This is a genomic window from Casimicrobium huifangae, from assembly GCF_009746125.1.
In the GTDB taxonomy this organism is placed as follows: domain Bacteria; phylum Pseudomonadota; class Gammaproteobacteria; order Burkholderiales; family Casimicrobiaceae; genus Casimicrobium; species Casimicrobium huifangae.
Genome location: NZ_CP041352.1, coordinates 1,167,326 through 1,184,654, shown reverse-complemented (window position 1 = coordinate 1,184,654; position 17,329 = coordinate 1,167,326). Strand labels below are relative to the sequence as shown.

Here is a 17,329-nt window from a genome sequence, read left to right as displayed (position 1 = left end):
CCAGCGCACGCGGGAATGAGGGCGTAGCCGCGTTGGTGCGCCGGCTACGCGCGCTTCGCCTTCTTGAGCAGGGGCGCCAGAAACTTCGCTGTATGTGAACCCCGCGCGCCGCCATCGCCAGCCACTGTTTCCGGCGTTCCCTGCACGACGACGGTACCGCCGCCATCGCCCCCCTCCGGCCCCATGTCGACCAGCCAGTCGGCCGTCTTGATGACGTCGAGGTTGTGCTCGATCACCACCACCGTGTTGCCGTGATCCCGCAACCGGTAGAGCACCTTGAGCAACAGGTCGATGTCGGCGAAATGCAGTCCAGTCGTCGGTTCGTCGAGGATGTAGAGCGTGTTGCCGGTATCGCGCTTGGACAGTTCCAGGGCGAGCTTTACACGCTGCGCCTCGCCGCCCGAGAGCGTGGTCGCGGCCTGGCCGAGCCGGATGTAGCCGAGGCCGACCTCGTTCAGCAGGTTCACTTTGGCCGCGATCGCCGGTACCGGCGAAAAGAATTCGCAGGCCTCCTCCACGGTCATCTCAAGCACTTCCGAGATGCTCTTGCCGCGATAGTGGATGTCAAGCGTCTCTCGGTTGTAGCGCTTGCCGTGACAGACGTCACACGCAACGTAAACATCCGGCAGGAAGTGCATTTCCACCTTGATTACGCCGTCGCCCTCGCAAGCCTCACAGCGCCCGCCCTTGACGTTGAATGAAAAGCGGCCGGGCTCGTAACCGCGTTCGCGCGCCTGCGGCGTCTGCGCGAACAGGTCGCGAATTGGCGTGAACAGCCCGGTGTAGGTTGCCGGATTGGAGCGCGGCGTGCGTCCGATCGGGCTCTGGTCAACATTGATGACCTTGTCGTAATGCTCAAGGCCATCAATGCCGTCGTGTGCCGCCGGGTCTTCAAGGCTACCGTAGATCTTTTTCGCGGCGGCGCGATAGAGCGTGTCATTAACCAGCGTCGACTTGCCTGAACCGGAGACGCCAGTAACGCAGGTAAACAGCCCCACCGGGATACGCACGTCCACGCGCTTCAGGTTGTTTCCACGTGCGCCACGAATGTGGATCATCCGCTTGCTGTCCGGCTGCAAACGCTTTGGTGGGATGGAGATTTCCTTGGCGCCGGAAAGATACAGACCCGTCAGGGAAGTCTTGCTCTTTTTGACATCCGTCGGTTTGCCGTGCGCCACCACTTCGCCACCATGCACCCCAGCCGCCGGGCCCAGGTCGACCACGTAATCCGCGCTCATGATTGCGTCTTCGTCATGCTCGACCACGATGACGGAGTTACCGAGATCGCGCAGGTGCTTGAGGGTTTCCAGCAGACGGTCGTTGTCGCGCTGGTGCAGGCCGATGGAAGGCTCGTCGAGCACATACATCACACCGGTCAACCCGGAGCCGATCTGCGACGCGAGGCGAATGCGCTGCGCCTCGCCACCGGACAGGGTTTCAGCGCTGCGGTCGAGCGAAAGGTAATCGAGCCCGACGTTGTTGAGAAAACCCACCCGGTTGCGGATTTCCCAGACGATGCGCTCGGCGATCTGCCGCTTGCTGCCGTCCAGTTGCAATGAATCGAAGAAATTCGCCGTCTCGTGCAGCGGCAGACGGCTTACCTCGTAAATTGCCCGACTCTGTTTGCCCGGCCCCACTTTCACAAAGCGCGCCTCGCGACGCAGCCGCGCACCGTGGCAGTCCGGGCAATCGCGCCGGCTCATGTATTTCGCCAACTCCTCGCGAACAGCGCCGGATTCGGTCTCGCGATAGCGCCGACGGAAGTTGGGCAACACGCCTTCAAAGGTGTGTTTGCGCTTCTGCAACACGCCCTTCTCGCTGACGTAGTCGAACTCGATCACCTCCTCGCCGCTGCCGTACACCACGGCGTGTCGGGCTTCTTCCGGCAACTCGGCAAACGGCGTTTCCAGATCAAAGCCGTAGTGCGCCGCCAGTCCCTGCAGCATCTGGAAGTAGAAGATCGTGCGCCGGTCCCAGCCTTTGATTGCGCCGCTGGCGAGCGAGAGCTCGGGGTGCGCGACGATACGGCCGGGCTCGAATTCGTCGATCTCGCCGAGCCCGTCACAGGTCGGGCAGGCGCCCATTGGCGAATTGAACGAGAACAGCCGCGGCTCCAGCTCCGCGAGCGAATAGTCGCAGATCGGGCAGGCGAACTTCGACGAGAAAAGCTGCAGCTTTGCCTTCTCATCATCCATCGACACGACAATCGCGCGACCATTGCCCATGCGGCAGGCCGTCTCGAACGATTCCGTCAGGCGCTGCTTGGCGTCGGGCCGCACCTTGAGGCGGTCCACGACGACCTCAATTGTGTGTTTGTGATTCTTGGCCAGCTTCGGCGTCGGATCAAGCTCAACGACCTCGCCGTCGATCCGCACGCGCGTAAAGCCCTTGGCCTTGAGCTCGATGAACAGCTCGACATGCTCGCCCTTGCGGTCGGCGACGAGCGGCGCCAGCAGCATGATGCGGGTATCTGCGGGCCAGGCCAGCACGGTATCGACCATCTGCGAGATGGTCTGCGCCGACAACATGATCTCGGGGTGATTCGGGCAGTACGGGTCTCCCACCCGTGCGTAGAGCAGTCGCAGGTAGTCATGGATTTCGGTCACGGTGCCGACCGTCGAGCGTGGGTTGTGGCTGGTTGCCTTCTGCTCGATTGCAATCGCAGGTGCGAGGCCCTCGATCAGGTCCACGTCCGGCTTGTCCATCATCTGCAGGAATTGCCGTGCATAAGCCGACAGCGATTCGACGTAGCGGCGCTGCCCCTCGGCGTACAGCGTGTCAAAGGCCAGCGAGCTTTTGCCCGAGCCCGACAGACCGGTGATCACGACCAGCTTGTGCTTGGGGATGTCGAGATTGATGTTCTTGAGGTTATGCGTGCGCGCACCGCGCACCCGGAGGAAATCCATACTCACCGACAGCCGACAACGCCCGCAACGGGCAACCCGGCATTATCTCGCGGCGGCCGGATAGCAGTAAATCCCGACGGCACCCGGACCGGTATGCCGACCTGCGAGTTTGGCCGGTAACCGGTAGTTCGACTGATCGCCGTCAGTCTGGCTTTGGCGCTGCGCCGCTATGATTCAGGGCGTTTTCAGGCGGGTCGCGCATAGTGTGCGGTTCGCCCGCCTCAACTCCGCCACGCTGCCTTGTCTTCTCCCACCTTCTCCATGACTCCGTCCGAGCGCCGCGCCAGCGGCTGGCTCGCCTCCATCTTTGCACTGCGCATGCTCGGGCTGTTCCTGATCCTGCCGGTATTCGCGATCTACGGCCGTGAATTGCCGGGCGGGCAGGAGGCCTACCTGATCGGCCTGGCCATCTCGATTTACGGACTGACGCAGGCGATGTTCCAGATCCCCTTCGGGGCGGCATCTGACCGCTTTGGCCGCAAGCCCGTGATCGTCGCCGGACTGATCGTGTTTGCGATCGGTAGTGTTGTTGCCGCGCTTTCAACCAACATTGCGGGCGTCATCGCCGGTCGGGCCATTCAGGGTGCCGGGGCGATCAGCGCGGCGGTGTCTGCTTTCATCGCAGACTCGACGCGCGACGAAGTGCGCACCAAGGCCATGGCAATGGTGGGTGGCTCGATCGGTCTTACCTTTGCGTTCTCGCTGATCGCCGCGCCGCCGCTGACTGCCTGGATCGGGCTTTCCGGTCTGTTCTGGCTGACCGCAGTGCTGGCCTGCCTGGGTATCGTGGTGGTGGTGTGGGGCGTGCCGCCTGCGCCGGTGCGGGAGGAACAGCCGGAGCCGATTCGCCACGGCGACGTGCTGTTCAATCCGCAGCTGCTGCGCCTCAATATTGGCGTGTTTGTGCTGCACGTCTGCCAGACGGCGCTTTTCGTGGTGGTGCCGACCCTGCTGGTTGATCGCGGCGCGCTGCCGGCGCCGAGCCACTGGCAGGTCTATCTTCCGGTGATCGTGGTCTCATTCGTGCTGATGGTGCCGCCGATGATCATGGCAGAGCGACGCGGCAAGTTGCGCGAAGTCTTTCTGGGCGCCATTGCACTGCTCATGGTTGCCATGCTGGCGGCGCCGGCGCTGACGCATACCGCCCTGGCCGGGCTGGTCACGTTCCTGATGCTGTTCTTCATCGCGTTCAACCTGCTGGAGGCGATGCAGCCCTCGCTGGTGTCACGCCTGGCGCCAGCACACGTAAAGGGCTTTGCGATGGGCGTCTACAACACCACTCAGGCGTTCGGACTGTTCCTGGGGGGCATTGTGGGAGGGGCGCTGGCCAAGCGGTTTGGCGATAACATGGTGTTTTACGTGTGTGCCGCCCTCGCGGCAATTTGGTTCGTGGCGGCCTTTTCGATGCAACCGCCACCGGCAAGAAAAAAGGAGAACTGATCATGGCATCCGTCAACCGTGTCACCCTTATTGGCAATCTCGGGCGCGACCCCGAAATGCGCTACCTGCCCAGCGGCGAAGCCGTGGCAACGTTCTCGATCGCGACCACCGAGCAGTGGAAAGACAAGAGCGGTGGCAAGCAGGAGCGTACCGACTGGCACCGTATCGAATTTATCGGCCGTACTGCCGAAGTCTGCGGTGAGTATCTGAAAAAAGGCGCACCGGTCTATATCGAAGGCCGCATCCAGTACGACAAGTGGACCGACAAGGAAGGCGTCGAAAAGACGATGACCAAGATCCGCGGCGACCGCATGCAGATGCTGGGCGGCCGTGGCGGCGGTGGCGGCTCCGACGCACCGTATGAAGACGATAAGGGCGGCAGCACGCCGCGCCAAGCTGGACAGCCTTTCCAGGGTGGCGGATCGAGTGGTGCCAGCGCGCCGAAAAAAGCCAAGCTCGACGATTTCGACGACGATATTCCGTTCTAACCGTCACCCGCGACCGCTGCCGGTCGGCAGCGCGCTATGCCCGCAATCGCATCGTAACGGGTGAGCATTGCCTCGCAGCCGGCATTCGTTCGCCTGCAGGTCCTGAGCGTCACGGGGGCGAACGGCCCGACGACTGGTCGGAGATGGCATGACGCCCGACATGGTTACGTCTTTGGAACAGCATCGTTGCCGCCTTTTCACGATCTGACATTCTGTTGACACCCATGCATCGTTTACCGACACTCATCGCCGCAATCGCTGCGGGGTCGCTGTCCATCGCCGCTGACGCGGCTCCGGGCGACCTTGATACCACCTACGGGTTGAGCGGCAAAAGTTTCGCGAGCGTAAATGGCGCTGACGCGTCGTACGCCAACGCCGTCGCAATCCAGCCTGATGGCAAGATCGTGGTCGCTGGCAAGTGTTTTGTGCTGGCGACTGGTTCGACCCAGATTTGTGCGCTTCGGCTGCTGCCGAACGGCTTCTTCGATACATCGTTTGGCAACAACGGCAGCAAACTGGTTAACGTCGGCGGTACCGGTGTCACCGAAGTCGCGCACGCAATCGCACTGCAGAGCGACGGCAAGATCGTGCTGGCCGGTTCCTGCGGCCCCGAGACCGCACCGACCGAAACCTGCTTGGTGCGCCTGCTCGCTGACGGTTCTCTCGATGGCGGTTTCGGGCTCTCCGGCAAGTCACGCATCAGCTTTGGCACCGTAGGCATGGCGGCCGGGATCCAGGAGGCGCGCGCGATTGCCGTGCTCGCAGACGGCAAACTGCTGCTTGGGGGACGCTGTCGTGGTGACACTCTTGCCACAGTGGGAGTGTGCGTGGTGCGACTGAACAGCAACGGTTCGCTTGATACAGCGTACGCGAATTCCGGACGGACGATCGCGGTAAATGCGCTTGACGAACGCCTGACTTCCATGCTGGTGCGCGCCGATGGTCGGGTGCTCATCGCAACCGAAGGCAACAATTCGCTCCCGCCGGCAGCGGCGATCAAGAAAGTTTATGTGTCGCAACTCACCGTGTCGGGCGCGTGGGACAACACATTCGGCAATCTCGCTACCACCGGTACGCAGGTGCTGGAACTGTGCACGCAAAACAAGCTACCGCGGATGGCACTTCAGCCGGACGGCAAGGTGATCGTTGCGTTCGTTTGCAACAACGGTGGCGATATCCAGGCAGGCAAGCGGCTGGATATCACGGGCCAGATCGACCCGGCCTACAACTATCCCGGTGGAACACCCTTCGGAGTTCCAGTTGAGAGTGGCGAGTACGGCCTCAAGCCGGTGCTGCAAGCGGACGGGCGAACAGTGTTCGCAGCATCGTCGTACAACGTTGCGCCCAACCCCGTGACACTGGATTTTTTAACCTGGCGCGCCGGCGATACCGGCACGCTGGACGCCACCTACACCGGTGGCGGCCTGAAACCGATGCTGGCTGCGAGCGATCGCGCCAATGACGCGGCGCTGCAGACCGACGGGAAGTTGGTGCTCGCGGGCACCTGCGACAACGGCGCGTCGTTCCAAATCTGCACCGCGCGCCTGCAGGGCGACGCCTCGTCGGCAGCCCGCAACTGCAGCATGGATATCGATGGCGATGGCCGCGTGCTGCCGACCACCGATGCACTGATTCTGGCGCGTGCGTCGCTCGGGCTCAGCGGTGCCGCTGTGCTCAATGGCATCGCCACCACCGGTCCGCGCAACACCTGGCCGCTGATCCGCGATTTCCTCGTCAACCAGTGCGGCATGAGCAATCTGGCGCCATAGGCGAGCCATTGCCACGTCGTGCTTCTGGTCAGTCACGTTCTCTGCAAGCGCTGGAAATCACCCCACTGCAGCGTCTCGACGCCCTTGCCGTCCACCACCAGATTGTGGGCGATGGCTGCGCCCAGTGCCTCGACGCGGATGCCGCGAAACTTGCGGGCCGGTCCCAGCATCAGATGTGACAGGCTCGGCCAAAATGCGAGCGTGAGCGCCTGGCTCAAACCAAAGCGATTGCTCGGCGTCAGGATCATCGACGGCTGGAACAGTGACAATCGCTCGAAATTGAGCGCTATCAGCGCATCGCGCAACTGGCCCTTGGTACGCAGGTAAAACGACGGCGAACGCGAATCAGCACCCACCGCGCCGAGCAGTTCGAAGTGCCGCACGCCACGCTGGCGGCAGAGATTGGCGAAGGCGATTACCCAGTCGCGGTCGATGCGCAGAAACTCTTCCTTCGTCATCTTTGACGGCTGGCTGACGCCGAGCGTGCAGATCGCCGCATCGTGACCATCGATGAAGTCTGCATAAGTGTCGGGAGAACCAACATCAACCACCCGTTGCGTGACGCGTGCAGCAGCGCCATCAGGCAGCACAACCGCGCGCCGGCCGAGCAGTGTGATGCGCGTCACCTCCGGCATCGCGAGCAGCGCCTTGAGCGTTTCGCTACCCGTCGCGCCACTGGCGCCGAGCATCACCACCGACAACGCTTTCGCCATGACCTGCCCTCTGCCCTGCGCCTGTTTGCCAAAGGCATAGCGTAGCGCAGCGCCATCCGCCCGCTCAGATGCTGTGCCGCACGATCCCCCACAAGGTGATCGCGGCCCCGACCAACAGCATCGCACCGGCTGTGCGCGCCAGCCACACGCCCGCCATCGGTCTCGCGGCCAGCCAGCCCTGCGCGCTGCCCGCCGTGAACGCGAGGCTGCCGTAGACGGCGATCTGCGTCACTGCGGTGATGGCGGCGAGTGCGAGCGCCTGCACCCAAACCGGCCCGTACTCGGCACGCAGGAACTGCGGAAAGATCGAGAACATGAAAAGGTAGGCCTTCGGGTTCATCAGGCAGGTCAACGCAGCGCGACGGAAGGTGGCCCATCGCGACATCACCGACATCGCAGGTAAATCTGGTCTATCGGCGGCACCAACGGCCTTCACCCGTAGCAGCGACACCCCAATCCACGCGATGTAGAGCGAGCCGATCACCAGCATGGCATTGACCAGCCCCGGCAAGAGCTTGAAAACAAGGCCAAAGCCCAATGCCCCTGCCGCCGTGTGGCAGAGACCGCCAAATACGATGCCGGCTACCGCGTACGCGCCCGTGCGCCGCCCGCCCGAGAGTGCGCTGGCAAGCACGAAAGCCATGTCCATACCCGGCAGCACGATCACGCCAAACACCATCAGGAAGTAAAGCCAGAGATGGCTCGTCTGCTCCATCACCTAGCCTCGCGCAGCGTTCAGGCGCGCGTACTCGTCGGCCGTGATGCGGTTGAACGCCATCGTCCAGTTCACTTCCCAGGTCGCCCCCTGATCGAGCGAGAAGCCCTGCTGCCAGTGCGCTGCCGTCGGCGAATGAACCGTCCACGTAAAGCGCACACGCACCATCTGACCGCCGATCATCTCGTCGGCTTCAAAGATGCCAACGCCGTCGCTGAAGCTTCCGACCACTGGCGGCAGACCGAGCACACCGTCGCGCGGGCTCACCCAGTAGATGCTCCAGCGCTGTTGCGTGAGGTCGAAACAGCGGAAGGTGGCGCCGATGTGGGCCGGGTCTGACGCCGCGTCCAGTCGCAGCGACTCATCCGTGTTGCAGATCCCGCCAATCAGCGGCCAGCACTGCTGCGTCGATTGAAACTCTTCCCAGTCAGCGCAACCGGTCAACCGACTGCGCAGCTTGCGGTGGGCAACCTGCCAGTAGCCGAACAGAAAGTCGAAGTCACGCACAGGATCGTGCTTGCCGTCGTTCTCGATGTCGCGGGATGTGGCCTGGATGGCTTCGGTGGTGGGTTTCATATCGGGTTCCTTGAGTGATGAATCGACGCTCGTGGTTGTCGACCCCGAGCGTTCGCACAAGGAAAAGATAGGTGTTAATGCGGACATTTTTCGCCCTGATTCACCATAAACTTGCAACATGTCTTCACCCACCACCCGCGTGCTGACCGTGCTGGAGCTGCTGCAGTCGCATGGCCGCCTGAGCGGTGCCGAGCTCGCCGGGCGACTGGGCGTGGATGGCCGCACCCTCCGTCGCTACATCGAACGGCTTGATGAACTGGGCATCCCGGTCACGTCCTCACGTGGTCGCTACGGGCACTACAGTCTGGTCGCGGGTTTCAAGTTGCCGCCGATGATGTTCACGGACGATGAGGCGCTGGCAATTTCGGTCGGTCTGCTGGCGTCGCGTTCGCTGGGGCTGGCCGAAGCTGCACCCGCCGTTGAGAGCGCCCAGGCGAAGCTGGAACGCGTGCTGCCCACATCGCTGAAGTCGCGACTGCGTGCGCTCAGCGAGACGGTGACGCTGGATCTGCGCGCATCGCCGTCGCCGCAGGACAACGCGACACTCGTGACACTGACCACCGCCGCGCATCAGCACCGGCGCGTGCACTTGCGCTACCGCTCACCATACAGCGGCGAAAGCGGCAAGGGCTTTCGCGAGAGCGAGCGTGACATGGATCCCTACGGCCTCGCATGGCGCGCACGGCATTGGTACGTGGTGGGCTGGTGTCACCTGCGTCGCGATCTGCGCTCATTCCGGCTTGATCGCATTGAAGCGGTGGAGCTGTTGAGCGGTCCGGGCGCCCACTTCGAGGCACCGCAGTCGTTTGACGCGATGGCCTATCTGGCCCACAGCGTTGCCACGTTGCCACGTGCGATCCGCGTTGTCGTGCTGCTGAAGACGGACCTCAAAACGGCCCGCGAGGAATTGTTCGAAGCCATCGGCGTCTTCCAGCCAAACCCCGATGGCGATGGCGTACTGCTGCACAGTCAGGCTGACGACCTTGGCTGGTACGCGCGGCAACTGGCGCGGCTGTCGTTCGCGTTCGAGGTGCGATCACCACCTGAGCTGCGTGATGCGGTGATGGCGCACGCGGCGCGCCTCGCAGCAAATGCTATGTGACGGCAACATCACGCCGACGGCCGACCGTGCGTTTGAGCCGCTCGCTGCAGATGCTCGAGCAGCAATCGCGCCGCGTTGGGCAACGTGTCGATGCCGCGATAGCAGATCGCAAAGCGCCGCTTCGCCCACGCCTCGTCAAGGCGGACGATGCACAAATCGGGGCTATTGCGATAGGGTGCAGCGACCTCACGCGGCACCACCGACAGTGCCAGGTTGGCAAGCACGGCACGCAGCGCCGCGTCAAAACTGGTGACCACGACGCGATGCTGCAGGCGTCTGCCCGCCGCCGCAGCGGCACGGCCGAGCAGCAGGTTCACTGCGCTATTGACCGGCAGCACCACCTGCTCGTAGTCGAGGGTTTCGACGAAGCGCACGCGTTTGCGCTGCGCCAGTGGGTGGCTGCGATGCACGGCCACCGCCAGTTCGTCGCTGCGATAGCCCGTCGAGGCGAGATCGCCGAGGTCCGCCGCGTCCCAGCACACACCGAGCGACGCGCTGCCCTCGCGGATGCCGCGTACTATGTCGGGGCTGACGCGCTCCTCCATGGTGACGCGAATGTCCTTGTGCGCCGGCAGGGCGAGAAAAGCGGCGATATCGTCAGCCAGGTGTTCGGCCAGCGCCGACGCCGACGCGAGCACACGCACCTCGCCGCGCAGGCCCGAGGCGTAGCCCGCCATCGCCCGCTCAATGCGCTCGGCCGTGGCAAGCATCTCGCGCGCATGCTCCAGCAAGGTCTGCCCGGCAGCAGTGGGCTCCATGCCGCGACGGCGCCGCTGCAGCAGCTTCACACCCACCGCCGCCTCTAGTGCTGAGAGGCGCTTGCTGATGGCTGACCCAACCAGACTGGCCTGCTCCGAAGCCCGCACAATGTTACGCGTCTCGCAGACGGTCACGAACAGGCGCAGGGTGGTGAGGTCGAGATCACGCATCAAGTTGCGTCGATCATTTGATTTTCCATTCTGACAATTTTATTCTTACCAAATATCAATTTGCGACGATAGGTGAAATCTAAAATTCTTCGAAATTGGGTGCTGACGCAGCTTTTGTGGGAGCGGCCCTGGCCGTGAAACCCGTTCAGCAAGGTGCAATCGCGGGCAAGCCCGCTCCCACAGCGCCAAAGCAAAGGAGGATTTGTGACCCAGCCCGCCAAGCAAAACGTGGTCGTCCGCGAAGTCGGCCTGCGTGACGGCCTGCAAAGCATTCAGACCATCCTGCCAACTGCGCAGAAATTCGCCTGGATCGACACCGCCTACGCCGCCGGTCAGCGCGAGATTGAGGTTGGGTCGTTCGTTCCCGCGAAGCTGCTGCCGCAACTGGCCGACACGGCAGAACTGGTTGCGCACGCAAAGACGCTACCGGGCCTCATCGCCTCGGTGCTGGTACCGAACCTCAAAGGCGCCGAGCGCGCCATCGAAGTCGGTGCGCATTCGATGCTGATTCCGATGTCGGCCAGCCGCGCGCACAGCGCCGCCAATGTGCGCAAGACGCCGGAAGAAATGCTCACCACGATCGCCGCCATCCGCGCGGCGCGTGATGCGGCAGGCTCCAAGACACGCATTGAGGTCGGCATGAGCACGGCCTTCGGCTGCACGCTGCAGGGCGATGTGCCGGAGGACGATGTGATCGCCTTGCTCCAGGGGGCGCTCGACGCCGGGGCCGAATGCGTGGGGCTCGCGGATACCGTGGGCTACGCCGATCCCGGCCAGGTGCGCCGCCTGTTCGAGCGTGCGCTGCGTGCGGTGGGCGACAAGCTCACCTGCGCCCACTTTCACGACACACGCGGTCTCGCGCTCGCCAACACACTCGCCGCGCTCGACATGGGCATTCGCCGCTTCGACGCCTCCACCGCCGGCATTGGCGGCTGCCCACATGCACCGGGCGCCAGCGGCAATGCGTCCACCGAGGACGTGGTATTCATGCTGACGCGGATGGGCTACGACACAGGCATCGACCTGGACCGACTGCTCGCACTGCGCCAGCAAATTGCCGGGTGGCTCCGGGGCGAACAGCTCGGCGGCGCGATCTGGCGGGCGGGCGTGCCGAAGAGTGCGTCCTCAAAACAGCTTGCCGCATGATTGACACTTGGCGTCATTCTCGCGCAGCGGGAATCCATTGTGTAGGGCGGGTACTGCCCGCCGTTCCACACTCGGCGGGCACGGCCTGCCCTACATTCCATAACCATGAACCCTGACAAGCAACTCCCTCTGACCGGCCTCCCGGACCGCGGTAGCAAAGCCCTGCCGCTGGCAGGCCTTCGAGTGGTCGAATTCACCCACATGGTGATGGGCCCCACCTGCGGCATGGTGCTGGCCGACATGGGTGCCGAGGTGATCAAGGTGGAGCCGATTGATGGTGACCGCACGCGGCATCTGCTGGGGGCGGGTGCCGGGTTCTTCCCGATGTTCAATCGCAACAAGAAAAGCATTGCCATCGACCTGCACAAGCCGCAGGGGGCGGCGGTGGCGCGCAAGCTGGCGGCGAGCGCGGATGTGGTCGCGGAGAACTTCAAACCAGGAACGATGGCGAAATACGGGCTCGACTATGCCGCGCTGAGCAAAGTCAACGAGCGGCTGATCTACGTCACCTGCAAAGGCTTTCTGCCAGGGCCGTACGAACACCGCACAGCGCTCGATGAAGTGGTGCAGATGATGGGCGGCCTCGCCTACATGACCGGACGCCCGGGCGACCCGCTGCGTGCGGGGACCAGCGTGAACGACATCATGGGTGGCATGTTCGGCGCGATTGGCGCACTCGGCGCGCTGGTGCAGCGCGGCATCACCGGCAAAGGGCAGGAGATCCAGTCAGCGCTGTTCGAGAACAACGTGTTTCTGGTTGGTCAGCACATGCTGCAATACGCGATCACCGGCAAGGCGGCTGCGCCGATGCCGGATCGCATCTCGGCGTGGGCGGTGTACGACGTGTTCACGGTGAAAGACGGTGAGCAGATATTCCTCGCCGCCGTCAGTGATGCGCAGTGGGCGACGTTTTGCGATGCCTTGGGCTACGCCGATTTGAAGAGCGATGCGCGCTATGCCACCAACAATCAGCGGGTCGAAGCCAGACCTTTGTTGTTGCCGGTGCTGCGTGAGCGGCTCGCGCGGCATTCTGCGGCGGATCTGGCGGCGCTCTTCGAGCGCGTCGGCCTGCCCTTTGCACCGATCCGCAAGCCTGAGGAACTGTTTGACGACGAGCACCTGAATGTGACCGGCGGGCTTGCCGACATCACGCTGCCAGACGGCAAGCGCGCTGGCGACACGGCGCGCACCACACTGCTGCCGTTCACGATGAACGGCGAGCGACTTGGCGTTCGCTTGCAGCCGCCGCGACAAGGGGCGCATACGCGCGAGCTGCTCGCACAACTTGGATTCGATGCCGCTGCAATCAACGATTTGGTGGCCGCGAAGGCCGTGGCGTAGCAACAAACTTGTGGTAGCGGCTCCGCCGCGACAAATGGTTGCCGGCGGCAAGTCGATGTCGTGGCGGAGCCGCTCCCACACGCATAACCAGGATTTCAATACTAGGAGGCTTCAATGAAATTTCAGACTGCCAGACGCTGGCTGGCGTCCGCAATGCTGGCGACCAGTTGCGCGGCCCTGGTCGCCCCCACCTCCACGCACGCACAAAGCGACAAACTGACTCGCTTCATCCTGCCCGTCGCCGCCGGTTCAGGCGTGGACACCATCATGCGCGCCAGCCAGAAGGCGCTGTCCGCCTCGCTCGGCACCGCCGTCGTGATCGACAATCAGCCCGGCGCCGGCGGCATTGTGGGCACCCAGGCGCTGGTGAAGTCGGCGCCTGACGGCGCCACGCTCTCGGTGGTGTCGAACAATCACGTGATCTATCCCAGCGTTTACAAGACGCTGCCGTTTGACCCCATCAAGGACATCACGCCGATCGCCGTGATTGGTGGGTCACCGATGGTGCTGGTGGTAAACCCGAAAGTGCCGGCGCGCGACTCGAAGGAGCTGGTCGCATTGCTGAAGGCGAAGCCGGACACGTTGAACTACGCGTCCAGTGGCAACGGCACCATTCTTCATCTTGCGGCCGAGATGTTCCTCGACGAAGCTGGGGTGAAGGCGAAACACATCCCGTACAAGGGCGTGGGACCGATGATTACCGATCTGATCGGCGGACAGGTGGACTTTGGCGTGCTCGCGCTGCCGGCGATTCAGGCACACCTGAAAAGCGGCGCGCTACGGGCGATCGGTACGTCGTCGAAGACACGCCTTGCAGCAGCACCGGAAATCCCGACCTTTGCCGAGCAGGGGCTGCCGGGTTATCTGGTGGAAGGCTGGTTCGCCGTGATTGGCCCGAAAGGGCTGCCCGCCGCTGAAGTCAAGCGCATCAATGCCGCTTTTGCCAGCGCCTTCGCGATCGCCGACGTCAAGGATGCGATGGCCAGACAGGGCAACCCGATCAATGTGACCACGCCGGAAGCGGCTGCCGCCTTTTTCGTCAGCGAGATGGACAAGTACGCCCGACTGGTCAAGCGGGCGGGCGTCAAGCTCGATTAGCCGGAACAAGAGCAGCCCGGCTTCGAGGGCGCGGCAACGGCGAATTGTCGTGCCGCAAAGCAGCAGCTTTTGCATGAAACGTCCATTGCGCGCGGCCTTGACCCAGAAAACGGGTAATCTCGACTTTTATCGATTATTGCCTCTAGCCCGCATTCAGTTGGGCATTGAACAGTAAAGCTGATTGGCCAATACCTGCCCAACGCGCGAGGTCAGGCTTCGGAAATCACAATTTCGGTGGTGATTTCAGCCGTTTTTCCGAGCATTGCTGTTGCGGAGCAATATTTTTCTTTCGACAGCTTCACGGCGCGCTCGACTGCCGCCGGATCGAGTGACTTTCCTGCAACACGGAACGTCAGTTTGATCGCAGTGAACACTTTTGGATCAGTTTCGGCGCGAACGGCATCAGCATCAACATGCAGACTCGTGAAGTTCTGCCGCGATTTCTTGAGCATTAGTACGACGTCAAACGCAGTGCAGCTCGCCGCGCCAGCAAGCACTAACTCCATGGGCCTGGCGCCGGTATTGCGACCGCCATATTCCGGGGCACCATCGATCACCAGCGCATGGCCGGAGCCTGTTTCGGCCACAAATTGAACGTTGTCGACCCACTTGATACTTGATTTCATAAGACTATTCCTGAGTTGTCTGACGACTAGAGCAACTTGCCTAGACAATTATCGCTGCAACGCACAAAAAGCGCTTGACTTGTGCGGTGCAGCATGCTGAAATTCATCCATCGCCTGCTTCCTCCTCCTTAGCAGGTGATTGATGTCCTCCTTCCTCCTCCTTTGGTGAGACATCTTTAACGGCAAGCCTTCGGGCTTGCCGTTTTCTTTTCTGCGCGGCGAGCGTTCAGGCCGCCGTTTTCGTTGGTAGATCAGTGATTTAGCGCTATACTAGCGGGCTCGCCTGAACTTTTAGTGGGTTCGCGCGAGGAAACTCATAACGCGCTGGACGACAGAGCACGGGTCACACCGAGCTCACCGCCCTTCGCAAAACACCAAACGAGTCCAAGCAATGAAAACCTTTTCAGCCAAGCCGACCGACATCAAGCAGGAATGGCTGCATGTCGACGGCACCGACCAGATCCTCGGTCGCCTCGCCACGCAAATCGCCCTGCGCCTGCGCGGCAAACACAAGGCCATCTTCACGCCGCACATGGATACCGGTGACTTCGTCATCGTGACCAACGTGGAAAAAATCCGCGTCACCGGCAACAAGGCCCACCAAAAGACGTATTTCCGCCACTCCGGCTTCCCGGGCGGCATCTACGAAACCAATTTCGAAAAGCTGCAGGCCAAATACCCGGACCGCGTCCTCAAGAACGCCGTCAAGGGCATGCTGCCGAAGGGCCCGCTCGGTTACGCGATGCTCAAGAAGCTCAAGTGCTACGCCGGCGATGCTCACCCGCACGCCGCGCAGCAACCGAAGACCGTCACTTTCGCGCAGTAATCGACTCGCACCCAAGGAATCATCAAAATGATCGGTAATTTCCACTACGGTACGGGTCGTCGCAAAAGCGCTGTGGCTCGTGTGTTCATCAAATCCGGCAAGGGCGCCTTCACGGTGAACGGCAAGCCGGTTGATCAATTTTTCTCGCGCGAAACCGGCCGCATGATTGTGCGCCAGCCGCTCGTGCTGACCAACAATCTCGACAGCCTCGACATCATGGTCAACGTGATGGGCGGCGGCGAATCCGGCCAGGCCGGTGCAGTGCGTCACGGTATCACCCGCGCGCTGATCGAATACGATGCGGCCTACAAGCCCGACCTGAAGAAGGCCGGTCTGGTCACCCGCGATGCGCGCGAAGTTGAACGTAAAAAAGTCGGTCTGCGCAAGGCACGCCGTCGCAAGCAGTTCTCGAAGCGCTAACGCGATTACACTGTACTCGCGCAAGCGATTCGGCAAAGGCTGCGAGCGATCCTCGCGGCCTTTGTGCTTTGTGGACTGGCCGAAGTGTTGCCGGTCTGAGACAAGATTTTCCCGAGCCCCCTGATCAAGGACCACCCTCGTGACTGCTGAAAAACAAGTGAAAGTCGGCATCGTTGGCGGCACCGGATACACCGGTGTCGAGCTGCTGCGCATGCTCACCCTGCACCCGAGCGCCAAAGTGACCATGATCACCTCGCGCAAGGACGCCGGCACCCGTCTCGACAGCATGTTCCCCAGCCTGCGTGGCCGCTGCGATCTGGTATTCAGCGACACCGCCACCGCCGACCTGACCACATGTGACGTCGTCTTCTACGCGACACCGCACGGCGTGGCGATGGCCGACGCCCCCAAGCTCACCGCCGCAGGCGTCAAGATCATCGACCTCGCGGCTGACTTCCGCTTCAAGGATCTCGCGGTCTTTGAGAAGTGGTACAAGCTTCCGCACAGTTGCCCGGACCTCGCAGCGAAAGCAGCGTATGGCCTCGTCGAGCTGAATCGCGACGCGATTCGCAACGCCAGCATCGTCGGCAACCCCGGTTGCTACCCGACCACCATGCAGCTCGGCTACTACCCGCTGCTGAAGGCCGGCATCATCGACACCGCGCATCTGATCGCCGACTGCGCGTCGGGCGTATCCGGCGCCGGCAAAAAGGCGGACATGGACCTCATCTTCAGTGAGGCCAGCGACAACTTCAAGGCCTACAACGTCTCCGGCCACCGGCACCAGCCAGAGACTGAAGCGCGCCTGCAGGAGATGACCGGCGACAAGGTGCGCTTGATCTTCACCCCGCACCTGACGCCCATGATCCGCGGCATGCATTCGACGCTCTACGCGCAGTTGAACGGCAAAGGACTGCCGCTCAGCAACGAAGCGCTGCAGGCCTTGTTCGAGGACGCCTACAAAGGTGAGCCTTTCGTCGATGTGATGCCGTTCGGCAGCACCCCGGACACGCGCTCGACGCGCGGCAGCAACGTGCTCCGCATCGCGCTGCACCGGCCGCAGGGCGGCGATACCGTCGTCGCGCTGGTCGCCCAGGACAATCTGGTCAAGGGCGCCGCCGGACAAGCCGTGCAGTGCATGAACTTGATGTTCGGGCTGCCGGAAACCGCAGGCCTGCAAACGCTGCCGCTGTCGCCCTGAACGGCCACCGCCGTCCAGCGACCGCAACACGCC

At 62.6% G+C, this 17,329-nt stretch carries 16 protein-coding genes; 10 read left to right on the top strand and 6 right to left on the bottom strand.

Annotated elements, in window-relative coordinates; translation table 11 throughout:
• Positions 1-44 precede the first annotated feature (44 nt).
• The gene (uvrA, locus tag FKL89_RS05510) at positions 45-2,906 is read right to left on the bottom strand and encodes an excinuclease ABC subunit UvrA (RefSeq protein WP_156861814.1); all 2,862 of its coding nucleotides are present in this window, start codon (positions 2,904-2,906) and stop codon (positions 45-47) included.
• Positions 2,907-3,167: 261 nt separating this feature from the next.
• Between uvrA and FKL89_RS05505 the strand changes: the two genes are divergently transcribed.
• From FKL89_RS05505 to FKL89_RS05495, 3 genes are all read left to right on the top strand, one after another.
• Entirely contained in the window at positions 3,168-4,346 is a 1,179-nt protein-coding gene (locus FKL89_RS05505; protein ID WP_156861813.1) for an MFS transporter, read from the top strand.
• Positions 4,347-4,348: 2 nt separating this feature from the next.
• Positions 4,349-4,834 carry a single-stranded DNA-binding protein gene (locus FKL89_RS05500; protein ID WP_156861812.1) on the top strand — a complete coding sequence of 162 codons (486 nt, stop codon included), beginning with the start codon at positions 4,349-4,351 and terminating at the stop codon, positions 4,832-4,834.
• A gap of 224 nt (positions 4,835-5,058) precedes the next feature.
• Positions 5,059-6,603: a delta-60 repeat domain-containing protein gene (locus FKL89_RS05495; RefSeq protein WP_156861811.1), complete on the top strand. Its 1,545-nt coding sequence runs from the start codon at positions 5,059-5,061 to the stop codon at positions 6,601-6,603.
• 32 nt (positions 6,604-6,635) lie between these two features.
• On the opposite strand, the gene FKL89_RS05490 is transcribed toward FKL89_RS05495, so the two are convergent.
• The 3 genes from FKL89_RS05490 to FKL89_RS05480 all read right to left on the bottom strand — a co-directional run bounded on the left by FKL89_RS05490 (position 6,636) and on the right by FKL89_RS05480 (position 8,607).
• Entirely contained in the window at positions 6,636-7,316 is a 681-nt protein-coding gene (locus FKL89_RS05490) for an NAD(P)H-binding protein (protein ID WP_238363496.1), read from the bottom strand.
• 64 nt (positions 7,317-7,380) lie between these two features.
• Positions 7,381-8,031: a LysE family translocator gene (locus tag FKL89_RS05485; RefSeq protein ID WP_156861810.1), complete on the bottom strand. Its 651-nt coding sequence runs from the start codon at positions 8,029-8,031 to the stop codon at positions 7,381-7,383.
• Positions 8,032-8,034: 3 nt separating this feature from the next.
• On the bottom strand, positions 8,035-8,607 hold the full coding sequence (locus tag FKL89_RS05480; protein ID WP_238363495.1) for a hypothetical protein: 573 nt from the start codon (positions 8,605-8,607) through the stop codon (positions 8,035-8,037).
• 118 nt (positions 8,608-8,725) lie between these two features.
• Between FKL89_RS05480 and FKL89_RS05475 the strand changes: the two genes are divergently transcribed.
• Positions 8,726-9,709 (top strand): helix-turn-helix transcriptional regulator, encoded by a 984-nt coding sequence (locus tag FKL89_RS05475; protein WP_156861809.1) that lies wholly within the window; start codon positions 8,726-8,728, stop codon positions 9,707-9,709.
• An 8-nt stretch (positions 9,710-9,717) separates the two neighbouring features.
• Here FKL89_RS05475 and FKL89_RS05470 read toward each other — a convergent pair whose 3' ends face one another.
• Positions 9,718-10,638, bottom strand: coding sequence for a LysR family transcriptional regulator (locus tag FKL89_RS05470; protein WP_156861808.1), 921 nt, complete (start codon positions 10,636-10,638; stop codon positions 9,718-9,720).
• Between the two features lie 204 nt (positions 10,639-10,842).
• Here FKL89_RS05470 and FKL89_RS05465 point away from each other — a divergent pair, with 204 nt between their 5' ends.
• The 3 genes from FKL89_RS05465 to FKL89_RS05455 all read left to right on the top strand — a co-directional run bounded on the left by FKL89_RS05465 (position 10,843) and on the right by FKL89_RS05455 (position 14,223).
• Positions 10,843-11,784, top strand: coding sequence for a hydroxymethylglutaryl-CoA lyase (locus FKL89_RS05465; RefSeq protein WP_156861807.1), 942 nt, complete (start codon positions 10,843-10,845; stop codon positions 11,782-11,784).
• A 105-nt stretch (positions 11,785-11,889) separates the two neighbouring features.
• Entirely contained in the window at positions 11,890-13,125 is a 1,236-nt protein-coding gene (locus tag FKL89_RS05460) for a CaiB/BaiF CoA transferase family protein (protein ID WP_156861806.1), read from the top strand.
• Positions 13,126-13,239: 114 nt separating this feature from the next.
• A complete protein-coding gene (locus FKL89_RS05455) occupies positions 13,240-14,223 on the top strand; it encodes a Bug family tripartite tricarboxylate transporter substrate binding protein (protein ID WP_156861805.1) in 984 nt (327 codons plus the stop codon).
• Between the two features lie 209 nt (positions 14,224-14,432).
• On the opposite strand, the gene FKL89_RS05450 is transcribed toward FKL89_RS05455, so the two are convergent.
• Positions 14,433-14,849, bottom strand: a complete 417-nt coding sequence (locus FKL89_RS05450; RefSeq protein WP_156861804.1) for an OsmC family protein — start codon at positions 14,847-14,849, stop codon at positions 14,433-14,435.
• A gap of 391 nt (positions 14,850-15,240) precedes the next feature.
• Here FKL89_RS05450 and rplM point away from each other — a divergent pair, with 391 nt between their 5' ends.
• The 3 genes from rplM (at position 15,241) to argC (ending at position 17,296) form a co-directional block, all read left to right on the top strand.
• On the top strand, positions 15,241-15,675 hold the full coding sequence (gene rplM / locus FKL89_RS05445; RefSeq protein WP_156861803.1) for a 50S ribosomal protein L13: 435 nt from the start codon (positions 15,241-15,243) through the stop codon (positions 15,673-15,675).
• A 27-nt stretch (positions 15,676-15,702) separates the two neighbouring features.
• Entirely contained in the window at positions 15,703-16,095 is a 393-nt protein-coding gene (gene rpsI, locus FKL89_RS05440; protein WP_156861802.1) for a 30S ribosomal protein S9, read from the top strand.
• Positions 16,096-16,234: 139 nt separating this feature from the next.
• Positions 16,235-17,296, top strand: coding sequence for an N-acetyl-gamma-glutamyl-phosphate reductase (gene argC / locus FKL89_RS05435; RefSeq protein WP_156861801.1), 1,062 nt, complete (start codon positions 16,235-16,237; stop codon positions 17,294-17,296).
• The last annotated feature ends 33 nt before the right edge of the window (positions 17,297-17,329 follow it).

What these genes read in the sequence shown, in the direction of transcription:
- FKL89_RS05490 (WP_238363496.1), bottom strand. Translation starts at nt 7,316, where the DNA reads ATGGCGAAAGCGTTGTCGGTGGTGATGCTCGGCGCCAGTGGCGCGACG.
- rpsI (WP_156861802.1), top strand. Translation starts at nt 15,703, where the DNA reads ATGATCGGTAATTTCCACTACGGTACGGGTCGTCGCAAAAGCGCTGTG.
- FKL89_RS05475 (WP_156861809.1), top strand. Translation starts at nt 8,726, where the DNA reads ATGTCTTCACCCACCACCCGCGTGCTGACCGTGCTGGAGCTGCTGCAG.
- FKL89_RS05485 (WP_156861810.1), bottom strand. Translation starts at nt 8,031, where the DNA reads ATGGAGCAGACGAGCCATCTCTGGCTTTACTTCCTGATGGTGTTTGGC.
- FKL89_RS05495 (WP_156861811.1), top strand. Translation starts at nt 5,059, where the DNA reads ATGCATCGTTTACCGACACTCATCGCCGCAATCGCTGCGGGGTCGCTG.
- FKL89_RS05460 (WP_156861806.1), top strand. Translation starts at nt 11,890, where the DNA reads ATGAACCCTGACAAGCAACTCCCTCTGACCGGCCTCCCGGACCGCGGT.
- FKL89_RS05455 (WP_156861805.1), top strand. Translation starts at nt 13,240, where the DNA reads ATGAAATTTCAGACTGCCAGACGCTGGCTGGCGTCCGCAATGCTGGCG.
- rplM (WP_156861803.1), top strand. Translation starts at nt 15,241, where the DNA reads ATGAAAACCTTTTCAGCCAAGCCGACCGACATCAAGCAGGAATGGCTG.
- FKL89_RS05505 (WP_156861813.1), top strand. Translation starts at nt 3,168, where the DNA reads ATGACTCCGTCCGAGCGCCGCGCCAGCGGCTGGCTCGCCTCCATCTTT.
- uvrA (WP_156861814.1), bottom strand. Translation starts at nt 2,906, where the DNA reads ATGGATTTCCTCCGGGTGCGCGGTGCGCGCACGCATAACCTCAAGAAC.
- FKL89_RS05470 (WP_156861808.1), bottom strand. Translation starts at nt 10,638, where the DNA reads ATGCGTGATCTCGACCTCACCACCCTGCGCCTGTTCGTGACCGTCTGC.
- FKL89_RS05480 (WP_238363495.1), bottom strand. Translation starts at nt 8,607, where the DNA reads ATGAAACCCACCACCGAAGCCATCCAGGCCACATCCCGCGACATCGAG.
- FKL89_RS05500 (WP_156861812.1), top strand. Translation starts at nt 4,349, where the DNA reads ATGGCATCCGTCAACCGTGTCACCCTTATTGGCAATCTCGGGCGCGAC.
- FKL89_RS05450 (WP_156861804.1), bottom strand. Translation starts at nt 14,849, where the DNA reads ATGAAATCAAGTATCAAGTGGGTCGACAACGTTCAATTTGTGGCCGAA.